This window comes from Streptomyces sp. NPDC026575 (assembly GCF_055567415.1).
Map to the genome: position 1 here is coordinate 28,960 of NZ_JBVHQM010000044.1, position 15,478 is coordinate 44,437.

At 72.9% G+C, this 15,478-nt stretch carries 14 protein-coding genes; 7 read left to right on the forward strand and 7 right to left on the reverse strand.

What is annotated here, in order from left to right:
* Positions 1-101: 101 nt before the first annotated feature.
* Positions 102-890 (reverse strand): DeoR/GlpR family DNA-binding transcription regulator, encoded by a 789-nt coding sequence (locus ACZ4NB_RS36730; RefSeq protein ID WP_467667390.1) that lies wholly within the window; start codon positions 888-890, stop codon positions 102-104.
* A gap of 41 nt (positions 891-931) precedes the next feature.
* Positions 932-1,972: an NAD(P)-dependent alcohol dehydrogenase gene (locus ACZ4NB_RS36735; protein ID WP_467667391.1), complete on the reverse strand. Its 1,041-nt coding sequence runs from the start codon at positions 1,970-1,972 to the stop codon at positions 932-934.
* Between the two features lie 270 nt (positions 1,973-2,242).
* Between ACZ4NB_RS36735 and ACZ4NB_RS36740 the strand changes: the two genes are divergently transcribed.
* Positions 2,243-2,977: a hypothetical protein gene (locus ACZ4NB_RS36740; RefSeq protein WP_467667392.1), complete on the forward strand. Its 735-nt coding sequence runs from the start codon at positions 2,243-2,245 to the stop codon at positions 2,975-2,977.
* Positions 2,978-2,985: 8 nt separating this feature from the next.
* Here the strand turns inward: ACZ4NB_RS36740 and ACZ4NB_RS36745 are convergent, their stop codons facing one another.
* The 4 genes from ACZ4NB_RS36745 to ACZ4NB_RS36760 all read right to left on the reverse strand — a co-directional run bounded on the left by ACZ4NB_RS36745 (position 2,986) and on the right by ACZ4NB_RS36760 (position 7,512).
* Complete coding sequence (locus ACZ4NB_RS36745) at positions 2,986-3,594, reverse strand: CAP domain-containing protein (RefSeq protein WP_467667393.1); 609 nt, start codon at positions 3,592-3,594, stop codon at positions 2,986-2,988.
* Positions 3,595-3,848: 254 nt separating this feature from the next.
* Positions 3,849-6,098 carry a HelD family protein gene (locus ACZ4NB_RS36750; protein WP_467667404.1) on the reverse strand — a complete coding sequence of 750 codons (2,250 nt, stop codon included), beginning with the start codon at positions 6,096-6,098 and terminating at the stop codon, positions 3,849-3,851.
* A gap of 205 nt (positions 6,099-6,303) precedes the next feature.
* Positions 6,304-6,774 (reverse strand): cyanase, encoded by a 471-nt coding sequence (gene cynS / locus ACZ4NB_RS36755; protein WP_467667394.1) that lies wholly within the window; start codon positions 6,772-6,774, stop codon positions 6,304-6,306.
* Positions 6,775-6,909: 135 nt separating this feature from the next.
* Positions 6,910-7,512, reverse strand: a complete 603-nt coding sequence (locus ACZ4NB_RS36760) for a carbonic anhydrase (protein WP_467667395.1) — start codon at positions 7,510-7,512, stop codon at positions 6,910-6,912.
* Between the two features lie 136 nt (positions 7,513-7,648).
* Here ACZ4NB_RS36760 and cynR point away from each other — a divergent pair, with 136 nt between their 5' ends.
* A complete protein-coding gene (gene cynR, locus ACZ4NB_RS36765; RefSeq protein ID WP_467667396.1) occupies positions 7,649-8,557 on the forward strand; it encodes a transcriptional regulator CynR in 909 nt (302 codons plus the stop codon).
* 85 nt (positions 8,558-8,642) lie between these two features.
* Here cynR and ACZ4NB_RS36770 read toward each other — a convergent pair whose 3' ends face one another.
* Positions 8,643-8,945, reverse strand: coding sequence for a hypothetical protein (locus tag ACZ4NB_RS36770; protein WP_467667397.1), 303 nt, complete (start codon positions 8,943-8,945; stop codon positions 8,643-8,645).
* Between the two features lie 222 nt (positions 8,946-9,167).
* On the opposite strand from ACZ4NB_RS36770, the gene ACZ4NB_RS36775 reads away from it, so the two are divergent.
* From ACZ4NB_RS36775 to ACZ4NB_RS36795, 5 genes are all read left to right on the forward strand, one after another.
* Positions 9,168-10,991 carry a TIGR03767 family metallophosphoesterase gene (locus tag ACZ4NB_RS36775; protein WP_467667398.1) on the forward strand — a complete coding sequence of 608 codons (1,824 nt, stop codon included), beginning with the start codon at positions 9,168-9,170 and terminating at the stop codon, positions 10,989-10,991.
* Positions 10,992-11,136: 145 nt separating this feature from the next.
* Complete coding sequence (locus ACZ4NB_RS36780; RefSeq protein WP_467667399.1) at positions 11,137-12,108, forward strand: alpha/beta hydrolase; 972 nt, start codon at positions 11,137-11,139, stop codon at positions 12,106-12,108.
* On the forward strand, positions 12,101-13,267 hold the full coding sequence (locus ACZ4NB_RS36785; RefSeq protein ID WP_467667405.1) for an acyltransferase family protein: 1,167 nt from the start codon (positions 12,101-12,103) through the stop codon (positions 13,265-13,267). The genes ACZ4NB_RS36780 and ACZ4NB_RS36785 overlap by 8 nt, the downstream gene beginning before the upstream one ends.
* 10 nt (positions 13,268-13,277) lie before the next feature.
* Positions 13,278-14,657 carry a sensor histidine kinase gene (locus ACZ4NB_RS36790; RefSeq protein ID WP_467667400.1) on the forward strand — a complete coding sequence of 460 codons (1,380 nt, stop codon included), beginning with the start codon at positions 13,278-13,280 and terminating at the stop codon, positions 14,655-14,657.
* A complete protein-coding gene (locus tag ACZ4NB_RS36795) occupies positions 14,654-15,325 on the forward strand; it encodes a response regulator (protein ID WP_467667401.1) in 672 nt (223 codons plus the stop codon). The genes ACZ4NB_RS36790 and ACZ4NB_RS36795 overlap by 4 nt, the downstream gene beginning before the upstream one ends.
* The last annotated feature ends 153 nt before the right edge of the window (positions 15,326-15,478 follow it).

The window sequence follows — 15,478 nt, forward strand, 5'->3', positions numbered from 1 at the left end:
AAAATGGCAGGCGCCGCCCGATATCCGGGCACTCGCCGGGGGTACGGCGGCGTACGGCCCACATCGACGAGGCGCGTCGCCCCGACGCGCCTGCCGCGGCGTCAGGCGTCGACCACGTCGACCCGCACGCCCAGGCGGCGCAGTTCGGCCAGTTCGCCGGGCGGCGTGGCGTGGTCGGTGACGACCCGGTCGTAGCGGGTGATGTCGCCGTAGGCGTGGGTGGCGGTCTTGCCGAACTTGGTGTGGTCCGCCAGGAGCAGCGACCGCTGCGCGCAGTCCAGCATGGCTTCCTTGATCTCCGCGTAGTCGCGCACCGGGTGGAAGAGCCGGCCGCCCAGGACGGACACGGCCGACATCACCGCGAGGTCGGCGCGGATGCGGCCCAGGGCGCGCAGTACGTCCGGGCCGACGCAGGAGCCGAACTCCCCGCGGTAGCGGCCGCCGAGGAGGGTCACGTCGGCGCCCGGCGTCTCGTCGAACAGCCGGGCCACGCCGAGGGAGTTGGTGACCACGGCGACCGCTTCGGTACGGGCGATCCGGGCCGCGAGCGGGAAGACCGTGGTCGAGTCGTCCAGGACGACGGTGCCGCCCGGGCGGATCTCGTCGGCGACGGCGGCGCAGAGCGCCTCCTTCACGGGGCGGTTCACGGCGATGCGGAAGCGGGTCGCGGTCTCCATGGTGAGCGTCGGGAACGGCGCGGCCCGGCCGCGTTCCTTGCGCAGCAGCCGGCGTTCGGCGAGCTGGTCCAGATCGCGGTGCATGGTCGCGAGGCTGACCCCGAAGTGCCGGGCCAGATCGTCGATGCGCACCTCTCCGTGCTCGACGACATGGGCCAGTACGTCCTGCCGCCGCCGGTCGACCTCGGCCAGCGACGACCGTGTGGAAGCCATCGGGGCCGCCCCTTTTCCGATCGGGCAGCGGCGGCCGCGGCCTACCGCTGCGGGTAGATGACGGCCTTGACGGCGGTCTCGTCGTGGGTGGCGACGGTCAGTGCGCTCTCAGCCTGCGCAAGACCGTAACCGTGCGAGACCAGGGAGTCGAGCCGGACCGCCCCCGACTCCACCAGCGCCGTCGCGGCGGGCCAGGTGTGTGCGTAGCGGAAGGTGCCGGTCAGTTCCAGTTCGTGGTTCTGCACCCGGCTCAGGGGCAGCGGGATCTCGTCCCCGCCCATCCCGACGAGGACGACGCGTCCGGCCCGGGCCACGGTGCGGATCGCCTCACCGCTCACCGCGGGAACCCCGGAGCACTCCAGCAGGACGGTGGGGGCGTGGTCCGCCTCGCGCAGCGGTGTGCGGGAGACGTCGAGGACGGTGGCGCCGGTGGCCCGGGCGAGTTCGAGGCGGTGCGGGAGGACGTCGGTGACGAGCACGTCCCGTGCGCCGAAGGCCCGTGCCGTCTGGGCGGCGACCAGTCCGATGGGCCCCGCACCGGTGATCAGCACACGGTCGCCGGGGGCGACGCGGCCCTTGCGGCAGGCCCAGACCGCCACGGAGAGCGGCTCCAGCAGGGCGGCCTCCTCGATGGTCAGGGAGTCGGGGACCTCGTGGGCGAAGTCCTGGTGCACGGCGAGGTATTCGCAGAAGGCGCCGTCGACCGGCGGTGTGGCCAGAAAGCGCATGTCGGGGCAGAGGTTGTAGCGGCCCGGACGGCATTCTCCGCAGCTGCCGCAGGGCGTGCCGGGCTCGATGGAGACGCGCCGGCCGATCCGCCGGGTGTCGGCTCCCGGGCCGCAGGCGACCACCGTGCCGGCCGCTTCATGGCCCAGGACGAGCGGCTCCCGTACGACGAAGTCGCCGATCCGCCCGTGCCGGTAGTAGTGCACGTCCGAGCCGCAGGTGCCGACCGCCTCGACGCGGACCAGTACCTCGCCCGGCCCGGGGACGGGAACGGGGCGCTCTTCGATGTCGAGGCGCTCGGGTCCGTGCAGTACGGCGGCACGCATGGTGGCGGGAAGCGTGGAGGTGACGGTCATGGCGGGCTCATGGCTCCCTGGTGCTGAGGCGGCGCGGGCACAGCACGCTAACGCGTTCCGCTAGCAAGACACCCTCTATTTTGCACAAAATACGAGAAGAGTTGTCCGCAGTTCGCCGCGCGCCGCCACCTCGCCGCTCCGCCGCCCCACCTCGTCCCCTCCCTTCGCTCGCCGCCCGCCACGGCCGTGCCCGGCGGAAGGCGCCGGGAGACTTCATCATGAGTACGGATGCGCACGTGGAGTGACCTCCCGCTCACGAAAGGGATCCGCATGCACCCTCGCCGCCTCGTCACGGCCGCCGTCCTGGCGCTCGCGATCGCCGTTCCCGCGGCCGCTCCCGCTCCGGCACGCCCCTCGCCCGCCACCCCGCCACCGGACGCACCGGCCGCTCCCGCCCGGCCCGCCGGCCACACCGAGGTGCCGGTCCAGAGCGGCTCGGCCGTCGTGCGCGTGCCCGCCGCCCTGCTCGCCGCGCTCGCGACCGACGGTGTGACGATCGCCGAGTTCGGCGCGGAGGGCGAGGTCCGCGCAGGAGACGAGGTCGGGCCGGGCGCCCCCGCCGGCCACACCGACGGCGGTACACGGCTGCGCCTCAAGGACGGCGCGGTCACCAACAGCGGCGGCAAGGTCGGCGGCGAACTGCACTTCGCCGGTTCCGGTATGGCGCTGAGCAACGGCAGGACCCACAAGACCGTCAAGGTCACCGACTTCGAAGCGGACCTCTCCCAGGGCACCTTCAGGGCCCGCGTCGCCGACGGCGAGCACGCCGCCACCACGATCACCCTGGGCACCTTCACCCGGCCCGACATCCGCTCGTCCCTCGACACCAGGACCGCGGTCCTGAGCCTGGACGCCGCCGTAGCGACCACGGCGGGCGCCGCCGACCGCCTCGACGCGGCCCTCGGCACCCGCCGCTTCTCCCGCGGCGGAGCACTTCTCCAGGCCCACGTCGTCGCCTCACTCGACCCGTCCGTGGATCTCGCCACGGCCCTCAACTTGGGCTAGGTGCTGCCCTAGGGGGCGGCGAGGTCCTGCGTCCACCACGGCCCGCCGGTGCCGAAGCGGATGCCGACGCCGATGTCCGCCAGATCGCACTGCAGGATGTTGCGGCGGTGGCCGGGGCTGTCCATCCAGGCGCTCATGACGGCGGAGGGCGTCGCCCGGCCGACGGAGATGTTCTCGCCGTACGAGGACCAGGCGTAGCCGGCGCGGGTGATCCGCTCCCCCGGGTCGGCTCCGTCGGGGTTGGTGTGGTCGAAGAAGTGACGGGTGGCCATGTCGTCCGAGTGGCGCTGCGCGGCTCGCTGCAGCACGGCGTTCCAGCGTACGGGCGCGCACCCGTGGCCGGCGCGCTCCGCGTTCACCAGCCGTACGACCTGGCGCACGTACTCGGACGGGTCCTGCACTGCCGGATCGGGGTCGGCCGAGGCGCCAACGGGCGTGTCCCCTGCGGGATGCGCCGGACCGACGCGGGCGGCGTCCGCGGTCCGCGGCGGGGCGTCGAGGGCCGTCGCCACATCGAGGCCCGCGGCGCCCAGGGCCACGCCGACGGCGGTGGCGATCGCGGCCTTCAGGGTGCGGTGCTCGGGACGGCGCCGGGGCTTCCGGTGCTTTCCGGGCATGCCGAACCTCCAATCTGCCCCTCTGCGCGAAGGGCTGGCACGGAGCGGCCGGGGCGGCCTGCCCACGGGGCCTTGGGGGCGGTGGGCGGGTCATGCCTTGCCAGGGACGGTGTCGTCCATGCCCCGGCTCGGGAGTCCGCCGGGGCATTGCCGGGGCGCGCGCGGCCCGTGCCCGCCACGCCCGGCCCTCTCACGCCCCGTCCGCCGCCCTTCCCCCCTCCCGTCTGCGCCCGCTCCCCACCGTCGACCGGCACTCAGAGCGGCGCCGTCGCCCTGTCCTTTGGGCGAAGGGTTTCCAGGCCCGCCGGCAGCGGCCGGGTATGGATCACGCCCAGCCGTTGGGTCGCCCGGGTGAGCGCGACGTACAGATCGCTGGCCCCGAACTCCTCCGGTGCCGCCACGATCACCGTGTCGAACTCCAGGCCCTTGGCCTGCCTGGGGTCGATCAGCACCACCGGGCTGGTCAGATCCGGCGAGGGACCGGCGGAGGCGGCCGGGAGGGCGGTGAGCAGCGCCGCATGGTGCGTGCGCGGGGCGATCACCGCGAGACGGCCGGACGCGTCGCGGGTCTCGCGCCGGACCGCCTCGGCCACCGCGCCGGCCAGATCGTCGGTGCGGTGCGCCCACGGCGGTCGGCCCGTGGAGCGGATCGACCGCGGTGGTGCGAAGTCCGGGTCGACGGCCCGGGGCACCCGCGCGGCGAGCTCCATGATCTCGGTCGGCGTACGGTAGTTGACACCGAGTCTGACGTGCTGCCAGCGCTCGCCGACGTACGGCGCGAGGATCGTCTCCCAAGTGCCGCAGCCGCCCGGCTCCGCGGTCTGCGCCGGGTCGCCGACCAGGGTCATCGAGCGGGTCGGACAGCGGCGCATCAGCAGCCGCCACGCCATCGCGGACAGCTCCTGCGCCTCGTCCACGATGATGTGGCCGAAGGCCCAGGTGCGGTCGGCGGCGGCGCGTTCGGCGGCGCTGCGGTGGTCGGTCTCCTCCTGGCGGTCGGCGAGGCGTTCGGCGTCGATCAGGTCGTGCGCCGCCAGCACCTCGGAGTCCTCGTCGTCGCGGTCCTCGAACTCCTGGGTGCGGGAGCCGTAGGAGAGTTCGAGCACGCCCTGTGCGTAGGCGATCCGTTCCTGGCGCTCGGCCTCGGCCGCGGCACGGGCCGCGGAGTCGTCCTCGCCGAGGAGCTCGGCGGCCTCGTCCAGCAGCGGGACGTCGGCGGGGGTCCACTCGCCCTCGCCGGCCGCGCGGCGGATCGCTCGGGCGTCCGCGTCGGGGAGGTGGACGGGGTCGGCGAGGAAGTCGCCGACCAGCTGCTGCGGCGTGAGCGTGGGCCACAACTCCTCGATGGCGCGGTGCACTTCGGGGCTGACGGCGATGGCCTTGCCGAGCTGGGCGATGTCGTCGGGGCCGAGCAGGTTCGGGCCGCCGTAGGGGTCCGCGCCGATCCGGTCGACCAACTGGGCGGTGAGCGCGTCGATGACGCGGAAGGCGAAGTGGGGGCGGGCGAGGTTGTGCGGCAGCCCGGTCTCGCGCGCCCGGCGCCGCGCCTCGTACGCCAGGTCGGCGTCCAGCCGCAGTTCGCCGTCGTCGTGCTCGATGACGATCGCGGGGTCGGGCAGGGACTGCCGGTCGCGTACGAAGCGTGCCAGCGCGTCGGCCATGGCCGCGCCGCCCTTGATCTCGGCCGCCCTGGCGGTGTCGGTGCCGGTCGCGCGCACGCCGGGGAAGAGCTCGCCGAGGGTGGCGAGCAGGACGCCGGTCTCGCCGAGCGCGGGCAGCACCTCCTCGATGTAGCTGAGGAACGCCGGGTTGGGCCCGACGATCAGCACGGCGCGGCGGGCGAGCAGCTCCCGGTGCGCGTAGAGCAGATAGGCCGCGCGGTGCAGCGCGACGACGGTCTTGCCGGTGCCGGGGCCGCCCTCCACGACGAGGACGCCGTGGTGCGGGGCGCGGATGATGCGGTCCTGCTCGGCCTGGATGGTCTGCACGATGTCGTGCATCCGTCCGGTGCGCGCCGCGTCCAGCGCGGCCAGCAGCACGGCGTCCGCGTCGGCGCCCTCGTGCCCGGTGCGTTCGGCGTCGGTCAGGTCCAGGATCTCGTCGTGCAGGGCGGTGACCCGCCGGCCCTCGGTGGTGATGTGCCGTCTGCGGCGCAGTCCCATCGGGGTGTGGCCGGTGGCGAGGTAGAACGGGCGGGCGACTTCGGCCCGCCAGTCGATGACGAGCGGGGTGCGGTCGGCGTCGTCCCGCCGGATGCCGATCCGGCCGATGTGGTGGTCGCTGCCGTCGCGGAACACCAGCCGGCCGAAGCACAGGCCGTTCTCCCCGGCTTCGAAGGCGGCCAGCAGTCCGGCCTGCTCGGCCACCATGACATCGCGCTCCAGCCGCGCCTGGGCGTTGTTCCCCTCCCGCGGCAGGGTTTCACGCACCGCCGCCGCGGCGCCGTCCCGCATTTCGGCGAGTCGCCCATGGAGCAGATCGGTGAATTCCTGCTCGCACCGCAATTCCTCGTTTGACAATTGAACTCCGCTCGGATACAGTTCGGAATGAACATTGGGAATGTGTCTCCAGTTGAGCCGCGGCCGAGTTGAGACACAGAAGCCCTCAATATACGCAGAGAAATACCCCGGACGTCAATTCGGTCCGGGGTATTTCTGTATTGCCGCTGAGGAAGTCCTCCGGCGGGACGCAGAACGCGCCCGGCCGGACTCAGAAGGGCTTGGTCGGCAGGTACTTGCCGTCCAGCGTGATCACCGCGCGCTCGCCGCCTTCGGGGTCGGCGACCTTCTTCACGTCCAGTGTGAAGTTGATCGCGCTGATGATGCCGTCGCCGAACTGCTCGTGGACCAGCGCCTTGAGGGTGGTGCCGTAGACCTGGAGCATCTCGTAGAAGCGGTAGACGGTCGGGTCGGTCGGGATACCGCCGGGGAGGGAACCGCGGGTCGGGATGGTCTGCAGCAGCAGCGCGGCGTCCGCGTCCAGATCCAGGAGTTCGGCCACCGCGTGTGCGGCGGGCTCCGGGAGGGCGTGCTGGCCGAGGACGGCGGCGGTGACGAAGGCGACGGACAGGCCGGCGGCGTCGGCGATCCGCTGCCAGGACAGGTCCTTGCGCAGCTTGGCCTCCACGGCTGCGGCGGCCAGGGCCTGACGGGCGGCGGGGTCGAACTGAGCGTGCATCATGGGGAGGGGGTCCTTTCGGGTTCGGACTTACGGGATCGGGCTTGCGGGTTCGGACTTACGGGTGGGGACCTTCAGGAGGGCGCCGTTCGCCGGTGCATACGAGGGAACGGCGGGTGTGCGGGCCGCCGGGTCCGCTCAGTTCGCAGGGACGGGCCGGCGCCCGGCGGTGTCGACTTCCTCGACGGTGCCGGTGGGGATGTCGTAGACCCAGCCGCTGAGGGTGAGCGTGTGCTGCGCCAGGGCGCGGGCGACCGACGGATGGGTGGCGAGGTTCGCCAGTTGTGCGCGCACGTTCTCGCGCACGAGGGCGGCCACCTCCCCTTCGGCGGCCGAGGCCGAGGCACGGGCACGGGCCGCGTCCGCGTGGCGCAGCCAGTCCGCGACGGCCGGCACGGCGGTCAGGTCGTGGCGCTCGGCGAGGGCGGTCATCGCGCCGCAGGAGGAGTGCCCGCACACCACGATGCCGCGTACGCCCAGGACGGCGACGGCGTACTCGATGCCGGCCGCGACCGCGTCCGGGCCGGGCGTGTGCGCGGGGACGAGGTTGCCGGCGGTGCGGATGACGAACAGCTCGCCCGGCTCGCTCTGGGTGATCAGCTCGGGAACCACGCGGGCGTCGGAGCAGCCGATGAACAGCGTCGTCGGCCGGTGGGTGGTCGCCAGACGCGCGAACAGTTCCGCCTTGGCCGGGTGGACGTTCCGCTGGAATCGCGCGACGCCCTCGGTGAGGTCCTGCACGGATGAATCCCTTCGGTGACTGTCGACCCGCTGCGGGCCGACCTCATTCACCCTGCACGACCTGCCCCTATAGCGTCCAAGACGCAATATCCATGACTTCTATCGATGCCATCTATAGGGGTCCTATAGTGGGCGTATGGCTGCCCTGGAACTGCGTCATCTGCGCTATCTGCTCGCCGTCGCCGAGCACGGCAGTTTCACCCGCGCGGCGGAGGACCTGCATATCTCCCAGCCCACCCTGTCCCAGCAGGTCAAGCAGCTGGAGCGCACCGTGGGCGTGCAGCTGCTGGACCGCACGGGGCGCACCGTGCGGCTCACCGACGCCGGCGAGGTCTACGTCGACCACGCCCGGCGGGCCCTACGGGACCTGGCGGCCGCCGAGCGGGCGGTGCTGGACGTGGCCGACCTGTCCCGTGGCCATCTGCGGCTGGCGGCCACGCCGACCTTCACCGCCTACCTCATCGGCCCCCTGGTCGCCGGGCTCCACAGCCGCCACCCGGGGATCACCCTGGACGTCAAGGAGATGACCCAGGACCGCATCGCCTCCCGGCTGCTGGCCGACGAACTCGACCTCGGTATCGCCTTCCACGGCGCCCATCCGCCCGGCATCACCGCGACCCCGCTGTTCACCGAAACCCTCGGTCTGGTCGTCGGCGCCGGCCCGCCCGCCGCCGACCGGGCCGCGCCGCTGTCGCCGCGCGATCTCGGCGAGCGCCGCCTCGCGCTGCTCAGCGGCGACTTCGCCACCCGCGGCCATATCGACAGCTACTTCGCCGCCCATGGCGTGCGACCGCGGATCGCCGTCGAGTCGAACTCCATCCAGGCGCTGACCGAGATCGTCCAGCGCACTTCCCTGGCCACGGTCCTGCCCGACGCCGTCACCCACGACCACCCGCGCCTCTCCCCGCTGCGCCTCTCCCCCGCCCTGCCGGCCCGCACCGTCAGCCTCCTGCGCCGCGAGAACGCCTACCAGAGCGCCGCCGCCCGCGCCTTCGCGCGGCTCACCCGGGAACTGGTCCACTCCCGTGGTTACCCGCCCGCCTGAGCGGAAGTCACCGGCGGGCACCCAAGGGCCCGCATCGCCGTCGAGGGAGCACCCGCCGGCGGTGCCGGCCCGCCGACGGCTGTCGTCAGGACAGCTCGTAGGAGAGCGTGTAGTGGGCACCGTCCTCTCGGAACTTCATCTCGCCGACGCCGAGAAGCGGAATCTGCTCGCCGAGCAGGTCGTCATCGTCGAGCCTGTCGCTCTCGTACATGCGGACCGTGGCGACGTCACCCGAGAAGGGGAAGGACTTGTTGATGTGGCGCTTGTCGCCCTTCTCGATGCTGGTCGAGTAGACCCGCACACCGTTGAGGGTGAGGTAGATGTCGTCCGCCCCGTTCCAGTCCTCCTGCTCGACGCACTCAAGCGTGTAGAACTTCACGACGCTCATGGGTTTCCCCCTAAATGGTCGGTGGTGTGCATCTGCGAACCGATCTTGCCCGCCGGGGATCAACAGCCGCTAAACGGGCCAGACCGACGGGCGATGGGTGTTCCGCGTTCCGGGCCCGTTCAACTGCCGGCCACGAGCCTCCCGCAGAGTTCGGAATAAGAGATTCCGAATCTTGGTGACACCGCTGTGGCCGGGTACGCCCGCCACCGCACGGAGGGCCCCATGGCCGGCATTGACATCACCACCGACCGTCGTCGATTCCTCTTCACCTCTGGTGCCGCCGTCGCCGCGACCGGCGCCGCCTTCGCACTCCCCCACATGAGCCGCGGTACCGCGGGCGCGGCCGCCGTACCGGCACAGCGCGGCGGCCCCGGACCGTCGTCGGCCCGCCCGCTCTCCGGACGCGCGGCACCGTATGGGACCACGACCCTGGAGACGACCGCCCGGCTCGCCGGCGGTGCCGGCTACCGGCGCATCGCCCCCGGCCCCGGCTGGCCCCTCGTCGTGCGAAACGAACTCGCCGCCGCCAAAGCCGCACGCCGGGACCGGCGCACCGCCCTGGCCTGCTTCGTCCAGCTCACCGATCTCCATGTGGCCGACGTCCAGAGCCCGTTGCGGACCGAGTTCCTGCGCGCCGGGTCCCCGGGATCGTGGCGGGGGCAGGAGGCGCTGAACGTGGCGGGCGCGGTGTCGCTGGTGGAGCAGGTGAACGCGCTGGGCGGCGGCCCCCACACCGGTCGGCCGCCGGCCTTCGCGATGTCCACGGGCGACAACATCGACAACCACTCCATGGTGGAGCTGGAGTGGTTCCTCACCGTGATGAGCGGGGGCCGGATCACCCCCAACACCGGCGATCCGGCGGCGTACGAAGGCGTCCAGAACTCCGGTCTCCCGCTGTACTGGCATCCCGACGACGGCCTGCGCGACCAGGACAAGCGGCGCGGAATGCCGCGGATACCCGGCTTCCTCGACGCCGCGATCCGCCCGGTCACCAGCCCCGGTCTGCGCATTCCCTGGTACTCGACGCCCGGCAACCACGACGACCTCCCGGGCGGTTGCCTGGCCCCGCAGGACCCTCAGCTCGCCGAGTACATCACCGGGGCCCGCAAGCTGTTCTCCGTGCCGGACTCCGACGTGGCCGCCTTCGCCAAGGTGCTGGAGACCGGCGACGACCCCAAGAGCACCGTGCTCAAGGACATCCTGCGCAGCAACGCCGCCAAGGCGCGGACGGTGACCGCCGACGACCGCCGGCGCCTGGCCACACCGCACGAGTACCTGCGCGCGCATCTGAACCCGGCCTTCGCCGGAGCGGGGCCGGTCGGGCACGGCTACACCGAGAACCACCTGGACGGCGAGCGGATGTACTACTCCTTCCCCATCGCGGACGGAGTCGTGGGCATCAGCATCGACACCACCTACCGCAGCGGCCACTACGAAGGGTCCCTGGGAACCGAGCAACTGCGCTGGCTGGAGCGGACGTTGGCGGCGCACAGCGCGCGCTATCACGACGCGGACGGCCGGGTGGTGCGCAACCCCGGCGGTGACGACGCACATATCCTCGTCTTCAGCCACCACCACAGTCCGAGCATGACGCGGCGCCCCGACGCGGCCCGTACGGACGAGACCCGGCACGACGGCGCGGAGGTCATCGCCCTGCTGAGCCGCTTTCCGAACGTGGTGGCCTGGATCAACGGGCACAGCCACGTCAACCGCATCACCCCGCACGCCCACGCCACCCCGGCCCGCTCCTTCTGGGAGGTCAACACCGCCTCCCACATCGACTACCCTCAGCACGCCCGGCTCCTCGAACTGGTCGACAACCACGACGGAACGCTGTCGCTGTTCACCACGCTCATCGAGTCGGCCGCGCCGTACCGCACGGACTTCGACGACCTCTCCGCCGTCGGGCTGGCGTCCCTCTACCGGGAGCTGTCCTACAACGCGCCCGGCCTCGCCGCCCGTATGCCGGCGCCCGGCGATGTCCACGAAGTGATGGCGGGCAGGGCCGCGGACCGCAACACCGAGCTTCTGCTGCGCCGGGCATAGGGGGGGTAGGGGTCGGACCCCTACCCCCCCTACCTGAGAGCCAGGCGGTAAGTGCACTCCCTGGCGGGACGTGGACCAAGCGGTGTGATCCATAGCTTCGGTACCGGAAGCACCACCGGCTTCCGGTACGGAAGGATCACCGCTCATGGCGTCCCGTCCGCGCGGCCAGCGTCTGCTGCGCACCCTGCTCGCCGCTCTTGTCGCCGCCTCGGTGGCCGTGCCCGTCTCGGGTGCGGCGCGCCCCGCGGCCGTCCCGGCGCCCGCCCCGGTCGACCTCGGCCCGCTGCGGGCCGCCACACCGGGCGCGCTCGCCGCGCGGTACGCCGTCAACCGCGACGGCATCCGCGCAGCGGAGCGGACGGCCGCCGACCACGGTGACCGGCGGCGGGCCGCCGCGCTGCGCGCCATGGCGGCTCCGGCCCGGCAGTTCCTGTCCTTCGACGGCCGCGACGGGGGCCGCACCACCGAGGTCTTCGGCGACCTGGCGCGGGCCGAGCGGATCGCCGTACTGGTGCCGGGGTCCGACACCAGCCTCGACACCTACGAGCGCTTCCGGGCCGGTGCGCGGGCGCTCCACCACGCGCTGGACGACCGCACCGCCGTCATCGCCTGGCTGGGCTACGCGACGCCGGGCACGCTGAGCACCGAGGTGCTGACCCCCGCGCTCGCGGCGGATGCCGCACCGCAACTCGTCAGATTCGTCGGCGAGTTGAACCAGGCACGGCCGAACGCGCGGGTCTCCGTTCTGTGCCACTCCTATGGTTCGGTGGTCTGCGGGCGGGCCGCTTCGGGGCTCTCCGTGGCGGACATCGTGCTCTACGGCAGCCCCGGCGCCGGCTCCGACGGTGTCGCCGCACTGCACACCCGGGCGACGGTCTGGGCCGGCCGCGGCACCGGCGACTGGATCGCCGATGTGCCGCACGGGCAGCTCCCGCTCCCCTTCGCCACGCTCGGACTGGGCGAGGATCCGCTCTCCCCGGCCTTCGGCGCCCGGGTCTTCGCGGCGGGTTCCGGCGGCCACAGCGACTACCTCCGCCCGGGAACCCTGTCGCTGGAGAATCTCGCGCGGATCGCCTCCGGGCGCCTCCCGGCCGAGGAGCAGCGCCGTGCTGCGTGACCTCGTCCGGCGGATCGACTCCGCGACCCCGGCCGGCCGCGACCGCACCATCGACGCGCTCCGCGCGCTGGCCATCCTCGGTGTGGTGCTCGGGCACTGGCTGGTGACCGCCCTGGTCGTCGACAGCGGCACCGTGCACGGCGCCAGCCCGTTGCGGCAGCTGCCGCAACTCGCCCCGGTTTCCTGGGCGTTGCAGACCCTGGCGGTCTTCTTCCTGGTGGGCGGGCAGGCGGCGGCGCAGAGTTACGCCGCGGCCCGGGGCCGGGGCGGAACCTACCGGGGGTGGCTCGGCGCACGGATGGCGCGGTTGTTCCGGCCGGTTGCCGCGGTGCTGGTGGTCTGGAGTGTGGCGGCGGTGGTGATGCTGGCCTCGGGGGCCGGTGTGGAGACCGTGCGGACGCTGGCCAAGCTGGTGCTGTCCCCGCTCTGGTTCCTGCTGGTCTTCGCGGTGCTGACGGCGGTGACACCGCTGGTGGCCAGGCTGCATCCGCTGTGGGCGCTCGCCGTCGTGCTGCATGTCGATCTGGTCCGGTTCGGCCTGGGCGGGCCCGCCTGGCTCGGCTGGCTCAATGTGCTGGCCGGGTGGCTGGTCCCGTACTGCCTGGGGGTGTCCTGGGCGCACGGCGGGCTGCGGGAACGCCGGACCGGCTGGGCGCTGCTGGCCGGGGGCGCCGCCGTCACGGCCGGGCTCGTGCTGTGGGGCGGCTATCCGGCCGCCATGGTCGGGGTGCCGGGCGCCGGGATCTCCAATCTCAACCCGCCCACCCTCGCGGCCGTCTGCTTCGGACTCGCGCAGTGCGGGGTGGCGCTGCTGGTGCGCGATCGGCTGCGCCGGGTGCTGCGACGCCCTGCGGTGTGGGCCGCGGTGGCGCTGCTGAACCTCTCGGCGATGACGGTGTTCCTGTGGCATCAGACCGCGATGATGGCGGTGACGGCGGTGGGTCTGCTGGCCGGCCGGCCGCTGCCCGGTCTGCACACCGCGCCCGACGGCGTCGGCTGGGTGCTCGCCCGGCTGGGCTGGCTGCCGGTGTTCGCGGTGGCGCTGCTGGTGTGCTGGGCCGCGTTCCGTACGTACGAGCAGGGGCGGCGCGCGAGCCGTGGCGGCAGCCGGGTCGTGCGGGAGCGGCGCTCCGTTCCGGTGACGACGGAGCGAGGCTAGAGTGGATCTTGTGAACGAGGGGGCCGGGGAAGGCGGGGGACGGCGGCTGCGGGCCGCCGCGGGGACGGCGTTGCGTACGCTGCGCGCGGATCTGTGGACCGCGGCGCGGGACCCGTTGCCGCGCATGCGCTGGCTCGGACGGCTGCCGCATGCCCATGTGGTGTTGTTCGCGGTGGCGATGTTCCTGCTCAACACCAGCGACTACCAGGAGTTGCTCGGCGGGGACCGGCACCCGGACGAGACCTTCCCGACGCGGGTACTGCTGCTCCTGGTGCTCCAGACGGCAACCGCCGTACTCGCGTTGACCCGCCCGGTCCTCGCCTGGTGGCTGTCGACGCTCACGCTCTTCCTGACCGCACAGACCGTGGAGTCCGTCGTCGACCACGACAGTCTGTGGCCCTGGAGCGTCGCGGGGGTGGCACTGCACACCCTCGTGCTGCTGCTCCTCGCGCTGCGGGTCCGCCCCCGCGTCGCGGCCGAGGCGCTGGTGGTCACGCTCCTGGCGGGGATGGTCAACATGGCCCTCACCACCACCGCCCCCGCCCCGGCATCGGGCGGGCACAACGACGACCTCACCCGCGGCGCGGTGAGCTTCGCGACCGCGGTGGTGGTCGGCGCCTCGCTGCGCCTCAGCCGGGTGGCCCGTACCCGGCTCGTCGAGCAGGAGGAGCTCACCGCCGAGGAACGGGCCCGCCGCACCCTGCTGGAGGAGCGCGGCCGGATCGCCCGCGAGCTGCACGACGTGGTCGCCCACCATATGTCGGTGATCTCCATCCAGGCGCAGGTCGCCCCACATCTGGTCGACAACCCCTCGGACGCGTTGAAGGAGAACCTCGCAGGCATACGGGACAACGCCGTCGAGGCGCTGACCGAACTGCGGCGCGTGCTGGGCGTACTGCGCTCGGAGGAGGCGCCGTCGCAGGAGGTGCGGCACGCCCCGCAGCCCACGCTGGACCGGCTGGACGAGCTGCTCGGCAAGGTGCGCGCCGCCGGGGTCGCCGTCACCGCCGAGACCTCCGGAGAGCCGCGCCCGCTGGCACCGGGCGTCGAGCTGTCGGCGTTCCGCATCGTGCAGGAGGCGCTCAGCAATGCGATGCGGCACGCGCCGGGCGCGAGGGTGCGGGTGACGGTCGGGTACCACGCCGACGGGCTCGCGCTCCGGATCGCCAATACCGCGGCGGACGGCCCCGCCCCGCCCTCCCCCGGCTCCGGGCACGGACTGCTGGGGATGCGGGAGCGCACCGCCATGCTCGGCGGCGAACTGGCCGCCGGCCGCACCCCGGACGGCGGCTACGAGGTGACCGCGCTGCTGCCCGACCACGCCCGGCACCCCTCGGGTACCTCCGGCTCCCCTGACTGCCCTGACTCCCCTGTTGAGGACACCCGATGACGACCATCCGCGTGCTGATCGCCGACGACCAGGTGATGGTCCGTCAGGGCTTCACGGTGCTGCTCAACGCCGAGCCCGGCATCGAGGTCGTCGGTCAGGCCGTGGACGGCCTGGACGCCGTCGCCAAGGTCGGCGAACTCGCCCCGGACGTCGTCCTGATGGACGTCCGGATGCCCCGGCTCGGCGGGATCGAGGCGACCCGCCAGATCACCGAACCGGCCGGCGCCACCGTCAAGGTGCTGGTCCTGACCACCTTCGACCTCGACGAGTATGTGTACGAGGCGCTGCGCGCGGGCGCCTCCGGCTTCCTGCTGAAGGACGCCTCGGCAGCCGAACTCGCCCAGGCGGTACGGGTGGTGGCCGCCGGTGAAGCGCTGCTCGCCCCGAACATCACCAAGCGGCTGATCGCCGAGTTCTCCCGGGTCACCAGGACCCCGCGCACCCCGCTCAAGGACCGCATCGGCGATCTGACGGGGCGTGAGACCGAAGTGCTGTCGCTGATCGCGCAGGGCCTGTCGAACGGGGAGATAGCCGAGCGGCTGGTGGTGGCGGAGCAGACGGTGAAGAGCCATGTGGGCCGGATCCTGGTCAAGCTGGGGCTGCGCGACCGGACGCAGGCGGCCGTGTTCGCGTACGAGACGGGGGTGGTGCGGCCGTCGGGCTACTGAGCCGGCGGTCGCACGGCGGCATGCGGCGGCTGCCCGGTGCGCTGTTCCCCCCCGGGGAGCCTCCGCCCTCCTTGTTCCGGAAGAACCCCTCCGGGGCGGGGGTTTCTCCCCCCGCGACCCCCCCTGCAAACGCGAGGATCCCGCGGGCGTCCC